We start from the raw sequence: 19519 nt of genomic DNA, 5'->3' as shown, positions 1-19519 counted from the left end.
ATGTGTGACTATCCGCCGTCCGCCTTCATTCGTAGTGCACCGTCCAATCCCGGCCGTCGAGGCCGCGGGCCATTCGCCATCGTGACCGTGTTCGCCGTCTCGTTGGGGCTCAGCGCCGGTGTGGGCTTCTCCGCCGGGTACGCCGTACAGGGTGATCAGGGCGTCCTGCATCCGCCCGCCGCCGCTGCGCAGGCGGCGAGAGCGCCGGTCACGCGGCACGCCTCCCCGCCGGCGGCGCCCGCGCCGAGCGCTCCACCGGCACCGGTGCCGAGTTCTCCAGCGGCGCCGGCACCGGCCGCGCCGCCCGCTCACCCGCCCGCTTCCGCCGCGTCGGCCTCGACGGCCGCGCCGGTGGCCGCCGGGCGGCGGGCGCCGGCCCGGCGCGCGGGCAAGCCGAGGAGGCTGGTCATCCGGGTGCAGAGCCGCGTCCCACGACGCGGCCCGTCCTACCGGCGGCCCGCGCCCGTGGCCAAGCACGCGCACGCGAGACACCGGAGACCCGATCCTCTCCACGGCCTCGGGAAGACCATCCGCAAGGCGGTCCGCGTGAAGGTGCTCAAGCACCTGCGCGACCACTTCCGGAACTGACCGGAACGAACTCCGCCATCCGGTCACCCATCCGGCGCCCCGCAGGACAGACTGCCACGAGAGCCGCCTCTCGAAGGGAGCACGCCGGATGGGAGCCTGGGGGCCCGCACTGTTCTCGGACGACCTCGCCTGCGACGCCCGGGACGAGTACCGCCGGCTCATCGAGGACGGGACGGCGGACGAGGAGGCGCGACGCCACCTCCTCGACGCGTACGCCGAAACGCTGGACGATCCCGAGGACGGCCCCGTGTTCTGGCTGGCCCTGGCGGTCACCCAGTCGAAGGTCGGGCGTCTGGACCCGATGGTCCGCGACAGGGCGCTGCGGATCGTCGAGCGCGGCGAAGGGCTCTCCGCCTGGGCGGACGCGGGCGCGGCGGTGCTGTCCAGGAGGCGGGCCGTGCTCGACAAGGTGCGCAGCCAGTTGACCGGCCCGCAGCCGGAGCGCAGGCGGCTGCGTCCGCCGTGGCGGCACGTCACCGACCTGAGCCCCGGGACGGTGCTGGCCTACCGGGACCCCGTCGGCGACGACGCCCTCCTGCGCGTCGCCCGTGTCAGCGACGACCGCTTCGGCGTGTTGCCGATCGTCTCCGTGATGGCTCAGCGGGGCGAGGTGCCGTCCTTTCCGACGCCGCCGGTCGTGCGCGTGTGGGTGTTCCGGCGGAAGGACCCGGACTACCGGGACGCCGGGTTCCGGGTCCTGGAGGGCAGGCTCGACGTGCGGCCCGGGGACGAGTCGATCGAACCGCTCGCGGAGACGCATTGGGAGGCCCTGGCCAGGAGCCTCGGCTGACGGGGCCTGCTACGCCTCCTCGTCGGAGAACACGACCTCGCGGCGGCGGCGGATCGTCGGCAGCACGGCGACGGCCAGCGCCGCCACGGCCAGGACCAGCAGCACCGCGGAGATCGGCCGGGTGAGGAAGACCGACGCGTCGCCGCGGGAGATGATGAGCGCCCGCCGCAGGTTCTCCTCGAGCAGCGGCCCGAGGACGAAGCCGAGCAGCAACGGGGCCGGCTCGCAGCCGCACTTGATCAGGATGTAGCCGAGGATCCCGAAGAACACGACCGCGTAGACGTCGAACGCGTTGAACCCCAGCGAGTACGTCCCGATCGCCGCGAACAGGATGATCATCGGGAACAGCACCTGGTACGGGATGTGCAACATCCGCACCCAGATGCCGATCAGCGGCAGGTTCAGCAGCACGAGCAGCACGTTGCCGATCCACATCGAGGCGATCAGGCCCCAGAACAGCGCCGGCTCGTCGGTGATGACGTTCGGGCCCGGGGTGATGCCCTGCACGATGAACGCGCCGACCATCAGCGCCATCACCGGGTGGGCGGGCAGCCCCAGGGTGAGCAGCGGGATGAACGACGTCTGGGCGGCGGCGTTGTTCGCCGACTCGGGGCCGGCCACGCCCTCGATCGCGCCGTGCCCGAACTCGTGCCGCCGCCGCCGGGAGACCCGCTTCTCGACGGCGTACGAGGTGAAGGAGGCCAGCACGTGGCCGCCGCCGGGCAGGACGCCGAGCGCGGCGCCGAGGCCGGTGCCGCGCAGGATCGGGCCGATCATCCGGCGCCGGTCCTCCTTGGTCGGCCAGAGGGAGTTCACCCGGCTGACGACCACGGTCCGGGTCCGTTCGTGCTCCAGGTTGCGCAGGATCTCGGCCACCCCGAACATGCCCACGGCGACGGACACGAAGTCGATGCCGCCGTACAGCTCGCGCTGGCCGAACACGAAGCGCGGGGTGCCGGTGTAGATGTCCTGGCCGACCGTGCCGAACAGCACGCCGAGCGCGATCATCGCCAGCGCCTTGAGCGCCGTGCCGCGTGCCAGCGCGATCGAGACGACCAGGCCGAGCAGCACCAGCGAGAAGTATTCGGCCGGGCCGAAGCGCAACGCGACGCGGGCCAGCGGCGGGGCCGCGACGGCCAGCGCGACGGTGGCCAGCGTGCCCGCGACGAAGGAGCCGATCGCGGCGGCTGCCAGGGCCGCGCCGGCTCGTCCCTGGCGGGCCATCTCGTGCCCGTCCAGCGCCGTGACCGCCGCCGACGACTCGCCGGGCAGGTTGATCAGGATGGCGGTGGTCGAGCCGCCGTACTGCGCGCCGTAATAGATGCCGGCCAGCATGATCAGCGCCGTCACCGGTTCGAAGCTGAACGTGATCGGCAGCAGCATCGCCACCGTCGCGGTCGGCCCGATGCCGGGCAGCACGCCGACCGCCGTGCCGAGCAGCACTCCCACGAAGCAGTAGAGGACGTTCTGGAGCAGGAAGGCGGTGGAGAAGCCCAGCGCGAGGTTGTCGAGAAGTTCCATGCCCTCTCAATCCGGAGACCGGGTCAGAACCCCAGCCACGGACCCCATAACGGGATCCGCAACTGAAGCCCGAAGACGAAGATGAGCGTGGCGGCCACGGTCAGCCCGGCGGCCACGGCCACGGCCGCGATCGGCCGCACGCGGGTGCTGGCCAGCGTCGTGAGCAGGGCGGTCACCGCCGACGTCGGCACGAACCCGAGGCCGCGTACGGTGAAGCCGAAGAACAGCACCGCGACCACGATGACGGCGACCGCGCGCCAGGGGATCGTCCCGAACGTGATCAGCTCGCCGGCGACGAGCCCCTTGACCACGATCGCCAGCCCCAGCGCGGCCGTGATCGCGCCGACCAGCAGCGGGAACGCGCCGGGGCCCATCCGCAGCGGGGTGCCCAGCTCGTGGCCGAGCGCCCCCACGGCGAACGCGCCGCCGATCAGCACGAAGATCCCCCCGGCGAGCACGTCGGGGAAGGACCGGCGGCGCTCCACTCAGGACGCCTTGACGCCGGCGTCGGTGATGACCTTCGCCCAGGTGCCTAGTTGTTCCTGGAGCTTGGTCCGGTGGGCCTGCGGGGTCGCGCTCTCGGCCGGGACCGGCGTGGTGCCGAGCTTGGCCATCTGGTCCACGACCTTCTGGTCGGCCAGCGCCGCCTTCAGCGCCTCGGACAACTTCTGGACGATGTCCTGCGGGGTGCCCTTCGGGACGTACAGGCCGTGCCACACGCTGACCTGGAGCTGGGGCAGGCCGGCTTCGGTGGTGGTGGGCAGGTCGGGCAGGCTCTTCACCCGTTCCGGCGTGGTGACCGCGTACGCCTTCACCTCGCTGGCGGAGATCTGGCCGCTGGTGTTGGTCGTCTGGTCGCACATGAAGTCGACCTGGCCGCCGACGAGGTCGGTCAGGGCGGGGCCGGTGCCCTCGTACGGGACCTCCTGGAGCTTGACGCCCGCGGCGGTCTGGAACAGCAGGCCGCACAGGTGGGAGGCGGCGCCGATGCCGGCGTTGGCCAGCGTGACCTTGCCGGCGTTGGCCTTGACGTAGGTGACGAGGTCCTGGAGCGTGGCCGGTTCGAAGTCCTTGCGCGCGACGACCGTCATGGGCACCTCGGTGACGAGCCCGACCGTCTCGAAGCTCTCCAGCGGCTGGTAGCCCAGGTCGCGGTACAGGGAGGGGGCGGTGGACATGCCGATGTGGTGCATGAGCACGGTGTAGCCGTCGGGCTCGGCCCGCGCGACCTCGCCGGCGCCGACCGTGCCGCCGGCGCCCTCGACGTTCTGCACGACGATCTTGCCGCCGAGCTTGGCGGCCATCGGCTCGGCGATCATGCGGGTGACGGTGTCGGTCGGGCCGCCCGCGCTGAACGGCACCACGAACGTGATGTTCTGGTCGGGGTAGCCGCCGGTGTCGGCGCCCGTCCCGGTATTGCCCGCGCCGCCGGAGCAGGCGGCGACGAGTGAAGCGGCGCCGATCGCGGCGATCATGCGGACGGCGGTCCAGTACCTGCTGGTCGTTGTCATATCGCGGCCTCCTCGTCAGCGCGGGCCCGGGGGTCGGAGGGCGCGCGCGGCGTCAGTCTCGGCTGGCTGGGACGCGGATGGTGTCGGCTGGATCTTGAGGGGATGCACCGGATGTGAGCAGAATTTCAAGCCTAACGGCCTAACACAAGCATGAGTTTGGGACGTGCACCCGACCGCGGCTCTCCCCTGCCGCGCGGCCGTCACCGGACGATCAGCGCGGCGGCGGAAGGTCCGCGGCGGGTGGTGGTGATCGTGAAGTCGGTGAGCTCGCAGGAGTCAGGTGACGGCTGCCGGAGCTGGATCTCGACGGTGCCGAGCACCTCCCCGGCGTCCGGGCCGCCAGGAGATCGTTGTGCGGCGGAGCCTGCCGAGGGTGGGCGACAGTCTCGCCCGGGACGGCCGGTTCGGCGGACGCCCTCGTCGCTGTCGTCGGCGGTCGCGGACGTCCACGCGATGACGTCCGCGCCGCCGCCGTGCCAGGACGAGGGCGAGAATCGAGGCGGTCAGGAGCCGTGGGCCGGCACTCGGCCGCCACCGGCGTGCCCCGGGTCAGCTACCCCGGACGCCTGACCGGCCGGCGATCAGATGTAGCAGCAGTAAGGGGTGTTCCGCCACGCGCCGGGGCCGGCCGCCCGGCAGACGGTCCGGACCTGCTTCCTGACCTTGTAGTCCATGGTCCCGGTGCAGCCGTAGGGGCCGCAGCGGTACTGGTTGGAGCACTCGTCGGCCGCCGCGTGGTGCTCGGGGACGATCAGCGCGAGGAGCCGGTCCCCAAGCTTGGCGATGGTCTGCGTCATTGCGTTCTGTTCCAATTCTTTCGTGGTTCGTCGGTGGATTCAGATCAGAAGGTGTCTTGCCGGCGTGCTCTCCGTTCCGCTGGGGTCATCGGCTGAGGTGAGCTTTCGAATGGCCACGGCGTGCACGTCGGCCATGGAGAAGTAGCCGTGGTCACGGGAGTCGAAGCTGGCGTCGACGTTGTCGCCGATCACGACGAGCCGCCCGTCGGGCACCCGCTCGTCGGGGACGATCCCCCGTACGGACTCGGGCACGGGGTCGCCGGGCAGCGCGACGATGCGCTTGATGAGGAACGGTCCGCCCATCGGCAGCGGGCTGCGCACCACGGCGATGTGCCCGTTCCGCAGCGCGGACGCGGGCAGTCGCCGGGCCAGCAGCCGGTCGCCGTCGGTCAGGGCGGGCGTCATGCTGAAGCCGTCCACCCGGATGGTCGAGTACGCCCGGCGCAGCCGCACGACCAGCGCGCCGGCGATGGCGAGCACGGCGACCGCGACCGCGACGGCGAGCAGGACCGAGGCGTTCACCCGGGCACCGTCCCGGCCGCCGCGCGGGCTCGGGTCATGCCTGCACCAGGGCGAGCGCGTCCAGGTCGGTGCCGGCCACCGCGCCGTCGGCGTCGATCACGTAGACGGTCGGGTAACCGCTGACGCTGAAGGCGTCCTGCAGGGCGCCCCCCGGCTCCTCGACCACGACCCGGGCCACCCCGGCCAGGTGCTCGGCCTCCTCGGCGGCGTCCTCGGCCGAGGTGGCGACGACCACGGCGAGCGCCTGGCCGTGGAACTCGCGGGCTCGTGCGACGAAGCGCGGCAGCAGTTCCTGGCACGGCTCGCAGCCCGGGGTGAAGAAGCCGACGAGCGCGGGCCCGCCCAGCAGGTCGTGCGAGATCGGCTCGCCGGCGGTGGTCGTGGCCGCGAACTCGGGCATGCGCTCGCCGACGGCCAGCCCGTCCGTGGGCGGCAGGCCGTACGCGGGCCGCGCGGCCAGCTTGCGCAGCCGGCGGATCACCCCGACCATCAGCAGCAGGTTCACCATGCACAACAGGCCGACCACAACGACGGCCGCGGCGAGATACTCCATCACACCCGTTCCCCGGATCTTCTCGAATGACCAGATCGTCGATGTCGTCGAAGACGATCAGCAGGACGGCTCCCACCGGACCGGTGGCCTCCGTCGCGCCGCCATGCCGCGTGGAGCGGCTTCGTACGGGCGCGGACGGACAACCCCGCGGCGAGCACGACCTGGCAGGCCAACCGCCACTGGAGCCATGGCGGAACATCCTGGAGCAGGCTGGTAGCGCCTCACTAGCGCCCCGCTAGCGCAACCCACCCGCATCACAGCATTTCCTGACGAACCTGCCGACAACTTGTTGTCCCGCCACCATTGATCACGTTTTAATGACGATGAGTCCAGGCGGCCACCATTCCGGGGACGGGACGGTGTGCGATCGAGATTCGGGGACAGCATGCCCGCACGATCACGGCGTAAGTGACGGCTTGGAGTCCAGATGCATGACGAACCGGCACCGCCCCCTTCCTTCGCCACGCGCGCCTGGAACCTGTTACGGCAGGCGGGCACGCTCTTCCGCCGACGGCTGGTGGTGATCGTCGTGGTCGTCGCCGTCCTGATCTCCACCGGGGTGCTCGTGAGTTACGCCCAGGGCTGGTGGCCGTGGGGACGTTGCGAGACGAGCAGTTCGGACGTGGTCAGCGTCGACGGCGAGTGCGTCGGGCTGATGGACCCGGCCGACGGGACGATGGTCCTCGGCCCGCAGTACCGCCAGATCCTGGAGGTCATCGCCTCGGAGAACCGCACGGTCACCGAGAAGGACGACTACAGCACGATCGCGCTGCTGGCCCCGATGGGCGCGGGCCCACGCGGGCTGGTCGGCGAGCGCGCCCTGCACCAGCTCGAAGGGGCGTTCATCGCCCAGTACCGCGCCAACCACTCGGAGACGTTCCCCAAGATCCGGCTGCTGCTGGCCAACACCGGTCACGACGGCTCGAAGTGGAACACGACGGTGCAGGCGGTGCGGCGCAACGCCGCGACGGGCGCGACCGCGGGCCCCGGGCAGATCGTCGCCGTCACCGGGATGGGCCCGAGCCAGCAGGAGAGCATCGACGCCGCCCGCGCCCTGGCCAAGGACCCCGGGATCCCGATGGTCGCCGACTTCATCACCGCGGCCGGGTTCAACACCACCGGCGAGATCGACGACGCCGGTCCCATCCCCGGCCTCACCCGCACCGCGGTGAGCACCTCGGCCCAGCTCGCCGCGATCGCGGAGGAGTTCAAGAAGAAGAAGGTCGAGGGAAGCGCCGCCCTGATGTGGGCCGACGTGACCCCGCAGGGCACCAAGGACCTCTACGCCCGCTCGCTCAAGGACGCCTTCCTCGACCCGAAGCTCGGGCTCAAGCCGTACGTCGACAAGTCCGGGCTCAGCTTCCCCTTCGACCCGCGCGGCGGCCCCTCGCTCCTGCGCACCATCAGCGACACCATCTGCGGGACGAAGATCGACATGATCTTCTACGCCGGCCGCCAGGCGTTCATGCCCGCCTTCCTCAAGCTGCTGCGCAGCAGGCCCTGCCGCTCCACGCCCATCACCGTGGTCACCGGCGACGACGCCCAGGACCAGAACCCGGACGACCCGTCGCTGCACGACCCGGAGGCGCCCATCAAGGTGATGTTCGTGCCGCTCGCCGACCCCGCGCGGCTCGACAACGAGGACAATCCGCACCGCCAGCTCTACCGCGAGTTCCGCGACGAGTTCGTCACGGCCCACCACGGGGTGAGCTTCCCCGCGACGCACCTCGGCACCGGGCTGGCGATCCTGGCCTACGACGCGGTGACCGCGGCGGCCACCGCGGTGCAGAAGGCGGCCATCGGCGTGGACCCGTCCCAGCTCAGCCTGCCCTCCGCGGTGGCGGTGCGCGGGCAGCTCTACCTGTTCACCGGCACCAACGTCATCCGCGGCGCCAGCGGCGCCTTCACCCTCGACTCCAGGACCGGGGAACGGGTGAACGTCACCACGCCCACCCCCGTGACTATCCCCTGACGAGCACGATCAGCACCGTCACCAGCACCGCGACGAGAAGGAGCAGGAGCCACCAGCGCGCGCCCGGCGGCCGGCCGAACCGGACCCGCTCCAACTCCCCCGTGCCGGTGAGGCGGAGCACCACCGGGCCGAGCGCGAACCGCTCCCCCGGCCGCAGCGTCGCGTAGAGGACGGGACGGCCGTCGATGTACGTCCCCAGACCGCCGCTGTGGTCGTGCAGCCGGTAACCCGCGCTCACCCTGCGGACGGTGGCGTGCGCCGGGGCGACCCCCTGCCCGTGGATGACGATGTCGGCCGCGGGCCCGCTGCCCAGCGTGGTGATCTCCTTCAGCGTCCCGAGGGTGACCGGCAGGATCCCGGCGTGCGGGACCGTCGCCTGCGGTGTCTCCGACGGATGCCCCACGAGGCGGCCGAGCAGTTCCATGGCCGTGGGCCGCCGGGCCGGGTCCTTGGCGAGGCAGTCGGCGATCAGCGAGCGCAGCGGCTGGGGGATCACCCGCACGTCGGGGGTCTCGGTCAGGACGCGGTTGATGATGACGGCCACGTTGCTCCCCGCGAACGGCACCCGTCCGGTGGCGGCGAAGTACACCGTGCCCGCCCACGCGTGCACGTCCGCGGGCGCGCCCACCTCGCTCTCGGGCCCGCCGACCTGCTCCGGCGCGAGGTAGGACGGAGTGCCCACGGTCGTGGTGAGCACGGAGGTCGCCTCCAGGGCCCGCGCGACCCCGAAGTCCACCACCCGGGGCCCGTCCGGCCCGACGATGACGTTGGCGGGCTTGAGATCCCGGTGGATGACCCCCACGCCGTGGATCGCCGCCAGGGCGGTGGCCGTGTAGGTCGCCAGCCGTTCGAGCACGGACCCCGACAGCGGCCCGTGCGTGTCCACGAGCTTCTGCAGGGACGGCCCTGCCACGTACTCGCTCACGATGTACGGCTGGTCACGGTCGATGTCCGCGTCGATGATCATCGCCGTGTACGCCCTGGGCACCCGCGACGCGATGGCCACCTCGTCCGCGAACCGCCTGCGCGCCCTCGGGTCGGCCGCCCCCTGCGCGTGGATCACCTTGATCGCGACCCGGCCCGCCTCACCCCGCGCGAGGTAGACCGTGCCCTGCCCGCCGACGCCCAGGCAGCCGAGCACCTCGTAGGGGCCGATGCGCCGTGGTTCGCCGGTGTGCATTCAGGCTCCCAACGTGACCGCGACGACGACGGCGATCGCCGCCAGGACGACGATCGCCACCACGATCCCCCGGCGCCGGCCGCGCGAGCCGTCCCCGACCGCGGACCTGCCCCGCCGCCACGCCTCGCGCAGGTTGGAGTCGGTCTCGACGTAGATGTGCTCGGGCGTGACGAGCCACCGCCACGACTCCCCCGCCGCCCGCCACCGCTCGGTGTCCACCGTCTCCGGCGCGCCGTCCAGGCACTGGCTGATCAGGCGGCGATGCCGGGACGGCAGCACCCTGGCGAGCGCGGCCTCGTCGAGCGACCACGCCTCGGCGCTCTCCTGGAGGCAGCGCACGACGGCCCAGGCGAACTTGTAGTAGTCGGACTCCGGGGTGAACCCCGCCTCGCGAGGGAGCTTCCACTGCTCAGGATCGGCCTCCGGCAACGCGCCGCGACCCCCGGCGGGCAGGCACGAGTCGCAGTCCAGCAGGAACACGGCGGGCGCGGGGTCGATGGTGAAGACGGCGTTGCGCAGTTGCAGGTCGCCCACCACGTAACCCTGCTCGTGCAGCCACTGCACGGTCGCGAGCAACTGGCCGAGCACGGCCAGCTTGTACGGCGGCTCGTAGTAACGCGTGCCGTAGTGCTCGCGCAGGGCGTCCACCCGCTCGGGCGAGCGGGTGAGCTCGTCCAGGTGGCGCGGCACCAGGCGGGTGCGCAGTTCGGCGAACATCGGCTCGGGAGCGGGCCTGATCAGGATGCCCGAGATCCGGTCGCCGCGGACCGCCGCGACCGGCCAGGCGCAGAGCCGGTCGAGCCGGGCGCGGTCCTGCCGGGGCAGTTCGCGCCGCCAGCGCACCATGGCGAGCAGCGCGTCCTCGTCCAGGCCCGCCAGCGTCTCCTCGTCGTACCGTTTGAACAGGAACCGGCCGGAGACGCCGCTGATCTCGCACGCGGCCAGGCCGGCCGCCTGACCGCCGGGGCGTAGCCGGTAGAGATCGGCGTCCGCCGGCGTTGTCAGGTCCGCTTCCTCGACCACGTCCGGTGGGTTCATCCGGCCGCGCTCTCGTCACAGGACGGCTGTGTCGTGGCGGCCGGCCCACACCGCCAGCACGGTCCGGTCGTCGTCGTAGGTCGACAGGTGGAAGTCGACGTCATGCAGGAAGCCGCGCAGCGCGGGCGGCGAACTCCACGACGTGACGAGCCGCTGGGCGAGCGTGCTGCCGCCGCCGCCCATGGCCGTCCCGAACCCGTCACTGCACAGGACGAGCACATCGCCAGGCCCCCAATCGATCTGCCGTTCCCGCAGTTCACCGAGGTCCTCCGGCAGGGCCGAGGTGACGTTGTCCGGTCGTTGCCCATCAGGCGGGAAGATCTCGGTCCACCTGCCGTCATGGAGCCACAACGCCGGCGAGTCGCCGATGGCCGCGCAGGCGGCGATCCCGCGCCGGCCGTCCGCGGGGACCACCCCGATCGTCAGCGTCGTGGCGGGCGGGTTCGGCGTCCGGCCGCCGAACCGTGCCGTGGCCCGCATGACCTCCCCCGCCACGGCGGCGAAGGCCGCGTGCCAGCCGAGGTCGGGGGTCAGGGACAGGTTCGTGGCGGCGCGCACGGCCACCGCGGCGGCGTGCTCGGCGTGCGACGTGCTGCCCAGCCCGTCGGCCACCGCGGCGATGACCCAGCGCCCGTCCGCGCTCAGGCGCACGGCGTAGGCGTCCTGGAGGGGTTCGCCGCGATAGCGGTGACGCCGGCCGCGGATGCTCACGGCGCGGACCGTGGTCTGCGCGAGCATGCCGCCGTCGAGCGCGACCCCCGGGGCACGCGAGTCCGCCCCGCCCGCCAGCAGCACCGGCAGCGGCTGGGGCAGCGGCCCGAGCGGCGTCCTGGCCGCGCTCCCGGCCCGGTTCCTGCGGGCCAGCAGCGATCGTCCGGCGAGCACGGCGCCGCCGCCGGCGAGGCCGGACAGGATCCACAGCGGCCAGCCCGCCGCCCCGCCGCCGTCCTGCTGCGGGGCGGGCGTCACGGTCACCGTCGCGGTCGGCTCCGGCGGCGGGCCGTGCTCGGCTGCCATCAGGTCGATCCCGATGGCCAGGAGTAAGCCCGCCAGAGCCGCCCTGATCATCTCAACTGCCGCATCCCGCCGGGTCCGCGCAGCACAGCCGTGTTCCGGTTGACCGAGGCGCTGATGCTGTCGGACACCGCCTGCGCGATGCCGTGCAGCACGGTGGCCGCGCCGGTCGCGATCTCGCCCGCGAAGGCCAGCACGTCGCCCCGGAGCGTGGTGGCGACCCGCCGCAGGGTCTCCTCACGTACCGTCCCGAACCCGAGTGCCACGATGTACGGCGCCGGGTGCAGGTTCGCCAGCCGGTCGCGCGCGGGGCCCCAGACCTCGACGTCCTGGTGGTGCTCGCCGACGTAGGGCTCGCCGTCGGTGATGAAGAAGACCACCGGCGCGCGTACGTCGAACTGCCTGGACAACTTCCGGTGATCCTTCTGCACGATCTTGACCAGTTCGCCGAAGACCGCCAGGTAGTCCGTCTGCCGGCCGGGCCGCAGGGCCGGCACCCTGATCGCGTCGCACGGCCTGGTCAGCGGCAGCACCAGCTCGACCCTGTCGGAGAAGGACACCACGGCGACATGCGCGGCCTCGCTCACGCCGGGATCGCCTGCCTCCAGCTCGAACAGCAGCTCACCGACACAGTTGGAGAGCACCTCGAAAGGAGTGGGCCGTCCGTCCTCGCGAGGGGTGTGCATCGAGTGCGACACGTCGCACACGATGTAAAAGGGGAAGGCGCGGGGGCGCCCGCTGGCCGTTCTCATCGGCTTTTCATCCTGATGGGAATTATCGGTCTTTGCAAGGTTTCAAACAGAAGGGGGACTTTGCCCGGAAAGGCGCAGCAGTCCGGACGGCCTGTCACCTTGCCGCCGATTGCCCGCGCCGAGCAGGAACAGGACCGCCCGACTCCGCGCCGCGGCCGGACCGGATACGACCGCCGGGACCCCGAGCCCCAGAGGTATTCCGGACCCTTGAATTCTGGCTGACTCCCGCCCCAGCGGCCGTGAGCCTTAGCGAGCCGTCGGCAAATCCGCACGGCGGATACGCTGGTCCAGCTCCCACAGCGCCGTCTTGTCATCGTCGTAGCGCAGAGTCTCATACGCGGCCTCGTACGGCAGCCACCGCACGTCGTGATGTTCCCGGGAGAGCACTATCTCGGCCTTTTCCTGGGTGACGTCCATGGCGAAGAAATGCTTCGGCACGATGTAGACGTCCTCGGGCCAGAACCTACTGGCCGCGAAACACTCCTTCTCCACTCCGCTCACCATGTCAAGTTTGAACAGCGGGCCGTTCGCCGGCAGCCCGGACTCCTCGGCGGTCTCACGGCGGGCCGCCGTCTCCAGATCCTCGCCCTCTTCGACCCCGCCGCTCACACTCTGCCAATGGGAGTCATCGGCCCGCCGGAAGACGGCGTACTCCGGCCGGCCGGCCGGTCCTCGGAAGAGGAAGACGAGCACGGTATGGGGCTGACGCATACGACAGATCCGTTCTCTGAGGCGTTCCACACCAAGCAGGAAACCACTTTTATCGAACGAGATTCATGTACGCGGCATCCCTGCGAATCGAGCACGATGAAGAAGTGGGCATACTCGTTACCGCACCACCCCCACCTCGACCGCCTGCAGGTAGAGGCGGGAGTGGCGATTGTTCACAGACGGCGCGGCAATCCTGACCGGGGTTCAGGCGGACGTGTAGTTCGCGGCGTACTCCTCGGACGGGGGGATCGGTGTGATGACGTCGATCAGCACGCCGTTGGGGTCCGGGACGATGAAGTGCCGCTGGCCGAAGTCCTCGTCGCGCAACGGCAGTTCCGGGACCAGCCCCTCGCCGACGACCAGGCGTTCCCACTCGGCGTCGACGTCGGGCACCTCGACGTTGAGCAGCAGCCCCGTGACCGGCCGCCGGTAGCCCTGCGGCAACGTCGCATGGGTGTGGTCGAGCAGCGCCAGTTCGTACGAGCCGCGGCGCAGGCTCACGTACCAGTCGGCTTCGAACGTCACCTCGAAGGCGAGCAGGCGCACGTAGAAGTCCTTCGACTCGGCCATCTTGGCCGTGCAGATCACCGGATAGAAGCTGGTCGGTTCCATGTCGCTCCCCTTCATTCACATACCAACGGTATGTGACGGTACGCTAGTTCGCGTACCATCGGTATGTCAAAGTGAGGATGCGGTGACCAGAGCGGAGCAGAGGGAGCGCACCAGGCAGACGCTGGTCGCCGAGAGCAGGCGCCTGTTCGCCGCCAAGGGCTACGCCGCGGTGAGTCTGACGGAGATCGTGCGCGAGTCCGGGGTGACCAAGGGAGCGCTCTACCACCACTTCGACGGCAAGACCGACCTCTTCCGGGCCGTCCTCGAACAGGTGCAGCAGGAGGTGGCGACCCGGGTCGCGGCGGCGGCCGAGGCGGCGGGAGATCCGTGGTCCCGGTTCAAGGCCGGGTGCGCGGCCTTCGTGACCGCGGGCGCCGACCCGGAGATCCAGCGAATCATGCTGATCGACGGGCCGGCGGTGCTCGGCTGGAACGACTGGCGGGCGATGGACGAGGACGCCTCCGCCAAGCACCTGGCCGAAGCGCTCACCGACCTCGTCAAGAACGGGACGATCCCCGACCGACCGGTCGCGCCGCTGACCCGCCTGCTGTCCGGGGCGATGAACGAGGCGGCCCTGTGGCTGGCGCAGACCGCCGGCCCCGGCGACGTGACCGCCACGCTGGAGGCGCTGTCACGCCTGCTGGAGTCGTTGCGCGCGCCCTGACGTCCGGCTCGGCCGCCGGAGGACGAAGCCGTCCGGGAGTAGACCCGCGCCGGGTTGACCCTCACGTAACGTCAAGATCTAGCGTGTAAGCCATGGAGTGGTCGATCCAGGAGATTGCCCGGCTGACCGGAACGACGAGCCGCACGCTCAGGCACTACGGAGAGCTCGGCCTGCTCATGCCGAGCCGGGTCGGCAGCAACGGCTACCGGTATTACGACCAGGAGGCCCTGGTCCGGCTGCAGCGCATCCTGCTGCTGCGCGAACTGGGCGTGGCGTTGCCGGCGATCGCGCAGGTGCTGGAGGGGCGGCAGAACACCAGCGCCGCCCTGCGCACGCATCTACGTCTGCTGGAACAGGAACTGGAGCGCATCCGGCGGCAGATCGCCTCGGTGCGGACCACTCTCGTCCGAACCGAGAAAGGAGAGCCACTCGTGGCGGCAGAGGTTTTCGACGGCTTCGACCACACCCGGTACAAGGAGGAGGTCACCGAACGCTGGGGGCGCGAGGCGTACGAGAAGGGCGACCGCTGGTGGAGCTCGCTGAGCGCGCAGGACAAGCGGGCGTTCCAGAACCGGCAGGAGCAGATCGCCCGCGATTTCGGACAGGCGCTGAAGGACGGTCACGCGGTGGACGGCGACGTCGCGCAGGCGATAGCGCAGCGACACCGCGAGTGGCTGATGGTCAGCCAGGCAAGCGGGCAGAAGTCGTACGTGATCGGGCTCGCGGAGATGTACGTCGCCGATCCCCACTTCGCCGAGACCTACGAGCGGCATGGCCAGGGCACGGCGGCCTTCGTCCGCGACGCGATGAAGGTGTACGCGGAACGCCATCTCAGCGACGGCTGAGGCGTCTGTTTGCGGGGTGCACAACGAAAGCGCGCGTCGTTCAGAAGGGAGCCCGGCCGAGCTGTGTGCGCTCGGGCAGCATGACCGGGTCCTCGGGGGCCCGCCGCAACACGGCCCTGGCGACCAGCGCCGCCATGCCGACGCTGAGCACCGCGCCGGCCGCGAGCGACGTGACGAACCACGGCGACGCCTCCCTGAGACCCATGGCCACCAGCACCGCCACCGCCAGCCACGCGATCGCGTTCAGGACGGCCGCCACCGTCAGCGACTTGCCGGCGGCGCGCGCGGCGGGACTCAGCACGGGTGACGTCGCCGCGATGAGCGGCAGCGGCAGGATCAGCGCCATGAGGGGCGGCACGAAGAAGCCGCCCGTGATGGCGCCGCCGAGCGGCCCGAGGGGTTCGCCGGCGTCCAGCATGAGACCGGCGTACATGGTCAGGACGAGCATGATCGGCAGGACGACGGCCAGGCCGGTCACGACCACTCGCCGCCCGGTCGTCCGGGCCGCCGCCCCGAGCGGGGCATGCTTGCCGGCGGCGCGTACGGCGGTGCCGAGCTGCGCCAGCGACAGCAGGGCCAGCGCGCCGGCCGAGGCGAACATGGTGGTGGCCGTCCCGCTCAGCTCGTCGGCGAGCGATCCGGCCCGCGCCGCCTCGTCCCACACGCTCCCCAGGCCGGCCAGGTCGCGTGCACCCGGGCTCCACAACAACCACAGGCCGTAGATCCCCGCGACCAGGACCGCCGCGAGCGGCAGGCGCAGCGGCCGGGCACCGGGGATGCGCCGGCGGTGCAGCCACGCGTCGCCGGCCCCGGCGGCCAGGTCGGCCACCGTGCGCAGCCGCACCGGCCGCGCGGTGACCAGGTCGGCGACCTCCTCGCCGTACCGCTCCCGCCACGCCTTCGGGTAGAGGCTCAGCACGGCCCCCGCCACCGCTCGCAACACGCCTGCCCTCATGCCGTCCCCCACGCCACTCGCCTGACTCCCGCCTGCTCGATCCGGCGCAGGGTGGCGAGCTGCTCGCGCAGCGCGTCACGCCCTCCGTCGGTGATCCGGTACGGCTTGCGCCGCTCGGCCGGCTGCACCGCCTCGATCCAGCCGCGCTCCTCCAGCCGCATCAACGCCCCGTAGAGGGTGCCCGGCTCCAGCGATGTGCCCGAGAACTCCTCGATGTCGCTGATCATCCGATAGCCGTGTTTCTGGCCTTCGGCGAGGCTGATGAGCACGAGCAGCGCCACGTCGGTGAAGCGGCCGAGCTCCGGTGTTCTGCGTGCCATGTATTCAGTAAAACTTAGTAAGTCTCGCTGAGCAAGTCATGGAGTGCCCGAAGGCCGACGACGTCCACCATGGGCTTCTTCGAGACGCGCCCTGGTGCCGGCAACTAATATGCGCGGCATGTCGTCTCCGTCCCGCTATGAGGTACCGGCTGCCGCCTGGCGTGTGCGGCCGACTTGGACCAGTCTGCTGCCGAAGGGCGTGACGTCATGTCCGCCGCTCGGCACCACCGACGGCCACGGCAACTGGGTGGCGTCAGTGGCGACCACGGTCCTCGACGGCCGCGCCGTGGCGGTCACCGGGAGTGGCGACAACACCGTCCAGATGTGGGATCTGTCGACCGGCGAGCGGATCGGCGCCCCGTGGACCGGTCACACGAACGGGGTGCGGGCGCTGGCGATGTCCGTCCTGGACGGCCGCCCGGTCGTGGTCAGCGGTGGTGACGACGACACCGTACGGGTGTGGGACCTCGCGTCCGGCAAGCCGGTGGGCGAGCCGTTCGACCTTCAGGCTGACAGTGTGGAGGCCCTCGCGATCGCGGAACGCGCCGGCCGCCAGGTGGTGGTCACCGGGTGCTACGACACGACGGTACGGGTGTGGGACCTGGAGACGCGCCAGGAGGTGATGGCGCCGATCGACGGTCACACCGGCCCGGTGTTCACGGTGGCGACCGCGGTGCTGGACGGCCGCTGGGTGGTTGTCACGGGCAGCGAACGAACCGTCCGGGTATGGGACCTGGACACCGGTGATCCGGTGGGCAGCCCGTTCACCGGCCACACCGGGCACGTGGACACGGTCGAGGTCGCGGAGCTGACCCCCGGCCATCTGGTGGTCATCTCCGGCGGCTACCGGACGACCACGCGCGTGTCGGACCTGGCCACCGGACTCCCGGTCGGCGAACTCCCCCGATGCGCGAACCTGGAGGCCGTGACGACCACGATCGTGGACGACCGGCTGGTGGCGATCACCTGCACCTCCGATGAGCCGACCCTCCAGCTATGGGACCTGAAGACGTCCGAACTGGTCGGTGAGCTGTTCCCGCAACATCGCCGGACGGTGCACGCGGTGGCGACGGCAGTGGTGGACGGCCGGCAGGTGGTGGTGTCGACCTGCGACAGCGGATCGGTCCGGGTGTGCGATCTGGTCGTCGGCGAACCGTCCGGCAGACCGGTTCGCCACGACGCCGCGATCACGGCGGTGACCACCACCTCAGTGGACGGCCGGCCGGCGGCGGTGACCAGTAGCGATGACGAAACCGTACGGGTGTGGGATCTGAACACCGGCGCCCAGGTGTGCCCGCCACTCACCGACCACACCGGCGCCATCACCGCCGTGGCCGCGACCCAGGTGGACGATCGCGCGATGGCGATCACCGGAGGCGAGGACGGCGCCGTCCGGCTCTGGGACCTCACCCTGGGGAAGGCGACCGCAGCACCGTTGACCGCCCACCACCGCCCGATCACCGCGGTCGCGGCCGACATCACGGGCGACCTGCCCCGGGCCATCACCGCCGGCGACGACAAGACCATCCGCGTATGGGACCTCCGCACCGGCCAAGAGACCGGCAACCCCCGCAAAAGCGACCATCGCTGGGTACTCGACCTCGCCACCACCACGCTCGACGACCGGCCCGTCGCCCTCCTCGGACGGTGGGGCGGCGGCTTCCGGGTCCGTGACCTCGCCACCAACCGCGACACCGGACTCCAGACCGCCGGAGGCAACGGCAAACCGGTCCGCCTCGTGGCCGCCACCGTCGTGGACGGCCGCCCCATCGCCGTCACCACGAACGACGACTGGCGCGAACCGCCGATAAAAGTGTGGGACGTCGCCACCGCCCAGCAGATCGGCCACCTCTCCATGGGAGCCGTGGCCGCCCTCGCCGCCACCACGATCGACGGCCACCCCATCGCGGTCGCCGCCGGCCACAGAACGGTAGCGGCCTGGAGCCTCACCACCTTCGACAAACTCGGCCCTGACCTCGAATTCCCCGACATGGTCAACGCCGTCACCGCCACCCCACAGGGCCACATCATCGTCTGCTTCGACCGCGACATCGCCGTACTCACCGTGCCCCGATCGAGCTGACCACGGACGAACCTCGCCACCGACCCCGTGTCGTTCGAAGCCATCCACCGGCGGCACATCGACCCTGCGCACACGTACCGCCCGGGTCATCCCTGATCCCAGCCTCAGCGACCGAACTTCTTTGCCACCAGGCTCTGAGGCAGGTCATCAGCGGCGTCCGAAGCACCCACGGCGGTAGCGACAATCAGCCGTATCCCTGTGACGAGCATGGCCGGCATAACGAAGAAGGCCCAGAACCCCCACGCGTCCCGATCCGCTGTCCAACCCCGGACCATGATCATCCCGTCTGCCGTGGACCCGCCCGATAGGGAAGCGGGCCAGACTTGTCCCGGGTCGATGGCGGGCAGGATGATCCGGCTTCCACCTCAGCCACCTACGGCCTTGATACCCGGCATGACGACCATCCCGGAGCCGGAGCGCCCCGACGGAGGCAAGGGCAACTGGCTGCACTTCACACGCGAAAGCATCTCATGGTCAACTCGGGGAATGTCAGCGATCATCACATCCATCATTGCGGTCACGGGGACCCTCTTAGGTTCTCTGATGACGTTCCTGCTCCAGCGTCGTTCCATCGATAGATCGGAAAGGTTCGCTCGTGCGGAGCGGCTTCGAGGTGAGCAGATCAAGATCTACAGCGACTTCGCGCGTACGATTCTGGACTTCCGCAGTGCTCAACGACGGGCCTGGGGCGAGCGGGCCAAAGACGACAGGAACGGCGATGCCTATCGCACGGCGGTGGATGAGGTTTTGCGCGCACGTGCAGCGGGGTGGACGGCTCTGTATCAGGTAGAACTAATCACAGAGGATGTCGAGATCAGACGGCTCGCGAACCACGCCATGGAATTGGTCAAGAGCATGAACAAGGCCGAGACCTCGGATGCTGTGAAGGCTCTGACTCCGGAAGTTCGCGTGGCGGTGGAGGACTTCGTCCGTACGGCCGGCGTCATGGTGCGGAAGGTATGAGGGTGCCGTAGGGTCCTGCCGAGCTTCCCAGTGAACGCTTTTCATCCTCACGCCGCCTGCGAAACTCGGTGATTCTGCAGGACGGCGATGGCCTTGCACAGGTGGCCGGCCTTGGACGGGCTGCACCG

Annotated in this window: 21 protein-coding genes; 7 read left to right on the top strand and 14 right to left on the bottom strand. The window is 70.7% G+C overall.

What is annotated here, in order from left to right; genetic code table 11:
* Positions 1-81: 81 nt before the first annotated feature.
* Both FAF44_RS26820 and FAF44_RS26815 read left to right on the top strand, forming a co-directional pair.
* Positions 82-588, top strand: a complete 507-nt coding sequence (locus tag FAF44_RS26820) for a hypothetical protein (RefSeq protein WP_237106037.1) — start codon at positions 82-84, stop codon at positions 586-588.
* 88 nt (positions 589-676) lie between these two features.
* Entirely contained in the window at positions 677-1378 is a 702-nt protein-coding gene (locus FAF44_RS26815) for a hypothetical protein (protein ID WP_237106036.1), read from the top strand.
* 9 nt (positions 1379-1387) lie between these two features.
* On the opposite strand, the gene FAF44_RS26810 is transcribed toward FAF44_RS26815, so the two are convergent.
* The 6 genes from FAF44_RS26810 to FAF44_RS26785 form a co-directional block, all read right to left on the bottom strand.
* Positions 1388-2899: a tripartite tricarboxylate transporter permease gene (locus FAF44_RS26810; protein WP_237106035.1), complete on the bottom strand. Its 1512-nt coding sequence runs from the start codon at positions 2897-2899 to the stop codon at positions 1388-1390.
* A gap of 23 nt (positions 2900-2922) precedes the next feature.
* Positions 2923-3384, bottom strand: a complete 462-nt coding sequence (locus tag FAF44_RS26805) for a tripartite tricarboxylate transporter TctB family protein (RefSeq protein WP_237106034.1) — start codon at positions 3382-3384, stop codon at positions 2923-2925.
* Positions 3385-4410, bottom strand: a complete 1026-nt coding sequence (locus FAF44_RS26800) for a tripartite tricarboxylate transporter substrate-binding protein (RefSeq protein ID WP_237106033.1) — start codon at positions 4408-4410, stop codon at positions 3385-3387.
* A 581-nt stretch (positions 4411-4991) separates the two neighbouring features.
* Positions 4992-5207, bottom strand: a complete 216-nt coding sequence (locus FAF44_RS26795) for a hypothetical protein (RefSeq protein ID WP_237106032.1) — start codon at positions 5205-5207, stop codon at positions 4992-4994.
* Between the two features lie 39 nt (positions 5208-5246).
* Entirely contained in the window at positions 5247-5729 is a 483-nt protein-coding gene (locus FAF44_RS26790; protein ID WP_237106031.1) for a S26 family signal peptidase, read from the bottom strand.
* A 34-nt stretch (positions 5730-5763) separates the two neighbouring features.
* A complete protein-coding gene (locus tag FAF44_RS26785; RefSeq protein WP_237106030.1) occupies positions 5764-6282 on the bottom strand; it encodes a TlpA disulfide reductase family protein in 519 nt (172 codons plus the stop codon).
* Positions 6283-6709: 427 nt separating this feature from the next.
* On the opposite strand from FAF44_RS26785, the gene FAF44_RS26780 reads away from it, so the two are divergent.
* The gene (locus FAF44_RS26780; protein ID WP_237106029.1) at positions 6710-8254 is read left to right on the top strand and encodes a hypothetical protein; all 1545 of its coding nucleotides are present in this window, start codon (positions 6710-6712) and stop codon (positions 8252-8254) included.
* Here the strand turns inward: FAF44_RS26780 and FAF44_RS26775 are convergent.
* From FAF44_RS26775 to FAF44_RS26750, 6 genes are all read right to left on the bottom strand, one after another.
* Positions 8244-9434: an FHA domain-containing serine/threonine-protein kinase gene (locus FAF44_RS26775; protein WP_237106028.1), complete on the bottom strand. Its 1191-nt coding sequence runs from the start codon at positions 9432-9434 to the stop codon at positions 8244-8246. The genes FAF44_RS26780 and FAF44_RS26775 overlap by 11 nt on opposite strands.
* Positions 9435-10472, bottom strand: coding sequence for a hypothetical protein (locus FAF44_RS26770; protein WP_237106027.1), 1038 nt, complete (start codon positions 10470-10472; stop codon positions 9435-9437).
* 15 nt (positions 10473-10487) lie between these two features.
* Positions 10488-11540, bottom strand: coding sequence for a protein phosphatase 2C domain-containing protein (locus tag FAF44_RS26765; protein ID WP_237106026.1), 1053 nt, complete (start codon positions 11538-11540; stop codon positions 10488-10490).
* The gene (locus FAF44_RS26760) at positions 11537-12238 is read right to left on the bottom strand and encodes a VWA domain-containing protein (protein WP_272895067.1); all 702 of its coding nucleotides are present in this window, start codon (positions 12236-12238) and stop codon (positions 11537-11539) included. The genes FAF44_RS26765 and FAF44_RS26760 overlap by 4 nt, the downstream gene beginning before the upstream one ends.
* A gap of 246 nt (positions 12239-12484) precedes the next feature.
* Positions 12485-12931, bottom strand: coding sequence for an NUDIX pyrophosphatase (locus FAF44_RS26755; RefSeq protein ID WP_237106024.1), 447 nt, complete (start codon positions 12929-12931; stop codon positions 12485-12487).
* Between the two features lie 222 nt (positions 12932-13153).
* Positions 13154-13561 carry a VOC family protein gene (locus tag FAF44_RS26750; protein WP_237106023.1) on the bottom strand — a complete coding sequence of 136 codons (408 nt, stop codon included), beginning with the start codon at positions 13559-13561 and terminating at the stop codon, positions 13154-13156.
* 82 nt (positions 13562-13643) lie between these two features.
* On the opposite strand from FAF44_RS26750, the gene FAF44_RS26745 reads away from it, so the two are divergent.
* The gene (locus FAF44_RS26745) at positions 13644-14225 is read left to right on the top strand and encodes a TetR/AcrR family transcriptional regulator (RefSeq protein ID WP_237106022.1); all 582 of its coding nucleotides are present in this window, start codon (positions 13644-13646) and stop codon (positions 14223-14225) included.
* A 92-nt stretch (positions 14226-14317) separates the two neighbouring features.
* Positions 14318-15070 carry a MerR family transcriptional regulator gene (locus FAF44_RS26740; protein WP_237106021.1) on the top strand — a complete coding sequence of 251 codons (753 nt, stop codon included), beginning with the start codon at positions 14318-14320 and terminating at the stop codon, positions 15068-15070.
* A 40-nt stretch (positions 15071-15110) separates the two neighbouring features.
* Here the strand turns inward: FAF44_RS26740 and FAF44_RS26735 are convergent, their stop codons facing one another.
* A complete protein-coding gene (locus tag FAF44_RS26735; RefSeq protein ID WP_237106020.1) occupies positions 15111-16025 on the bottom strand; it encodes a hypothetical protein in 915 nt (304 codons plus the stop codon).
* Positions 16022-16345: a PadR family transcriptional regulator gene (locus FAF44_RS26730; protein WP_237106019.1), complete on the bottom strand. Its 324-nt coding sequence runs from the start codon at positions 16343-16345 to the stop codon at positions 16022-16024. Before FAF44_RS26730 ends, FAF44_RS26735 begins: the two co-directional genes overlap by 4 nt.
* A gap of 109 nt (positions 16346-16454) precedes the next feature.
* Here FAF44_RS26730 and FAF44_RS26725 point away from each other — a divergent pair, with 109 nt between their 5' ends.
* Positions 16455-18428 (top strand): WD40 repeat domain-containing protein, encoded by a 1974-nt coding sequence (locus tag FAF44_RS26725; protein WP_368857776.1) that lies wholly within the window; start codon positions 16455-16457, stop codon positions 18426-18428.
* Positions 18429-18821: 393 nt separating this feature from the next.
* Complete coding sequence (locus FAF44_RS26720; protein ID WP_237106017.1) at positions 18822-19391, top strand: hypothetical protein; 570 nt, start codon at positions 18822-18824, stop codon at positions 19389-19391.
* Positions 19392-19519: the final 128 nt, after the last annotated feature.

It is taken from the genome of Nonomuraea sp. MG754425, from assembly GCF_021699195.1.
Taxonomy (GTDB): Bacteria; Actinomycetota; Actinomycetes; order Streptosporangiales; family Streptosporangiaceae; genus Nonomuraea.
Note: the sequence above shows the minus strand (reverse complement) of the source record. Positions and strands in the feature narration are given on the sequence as shown.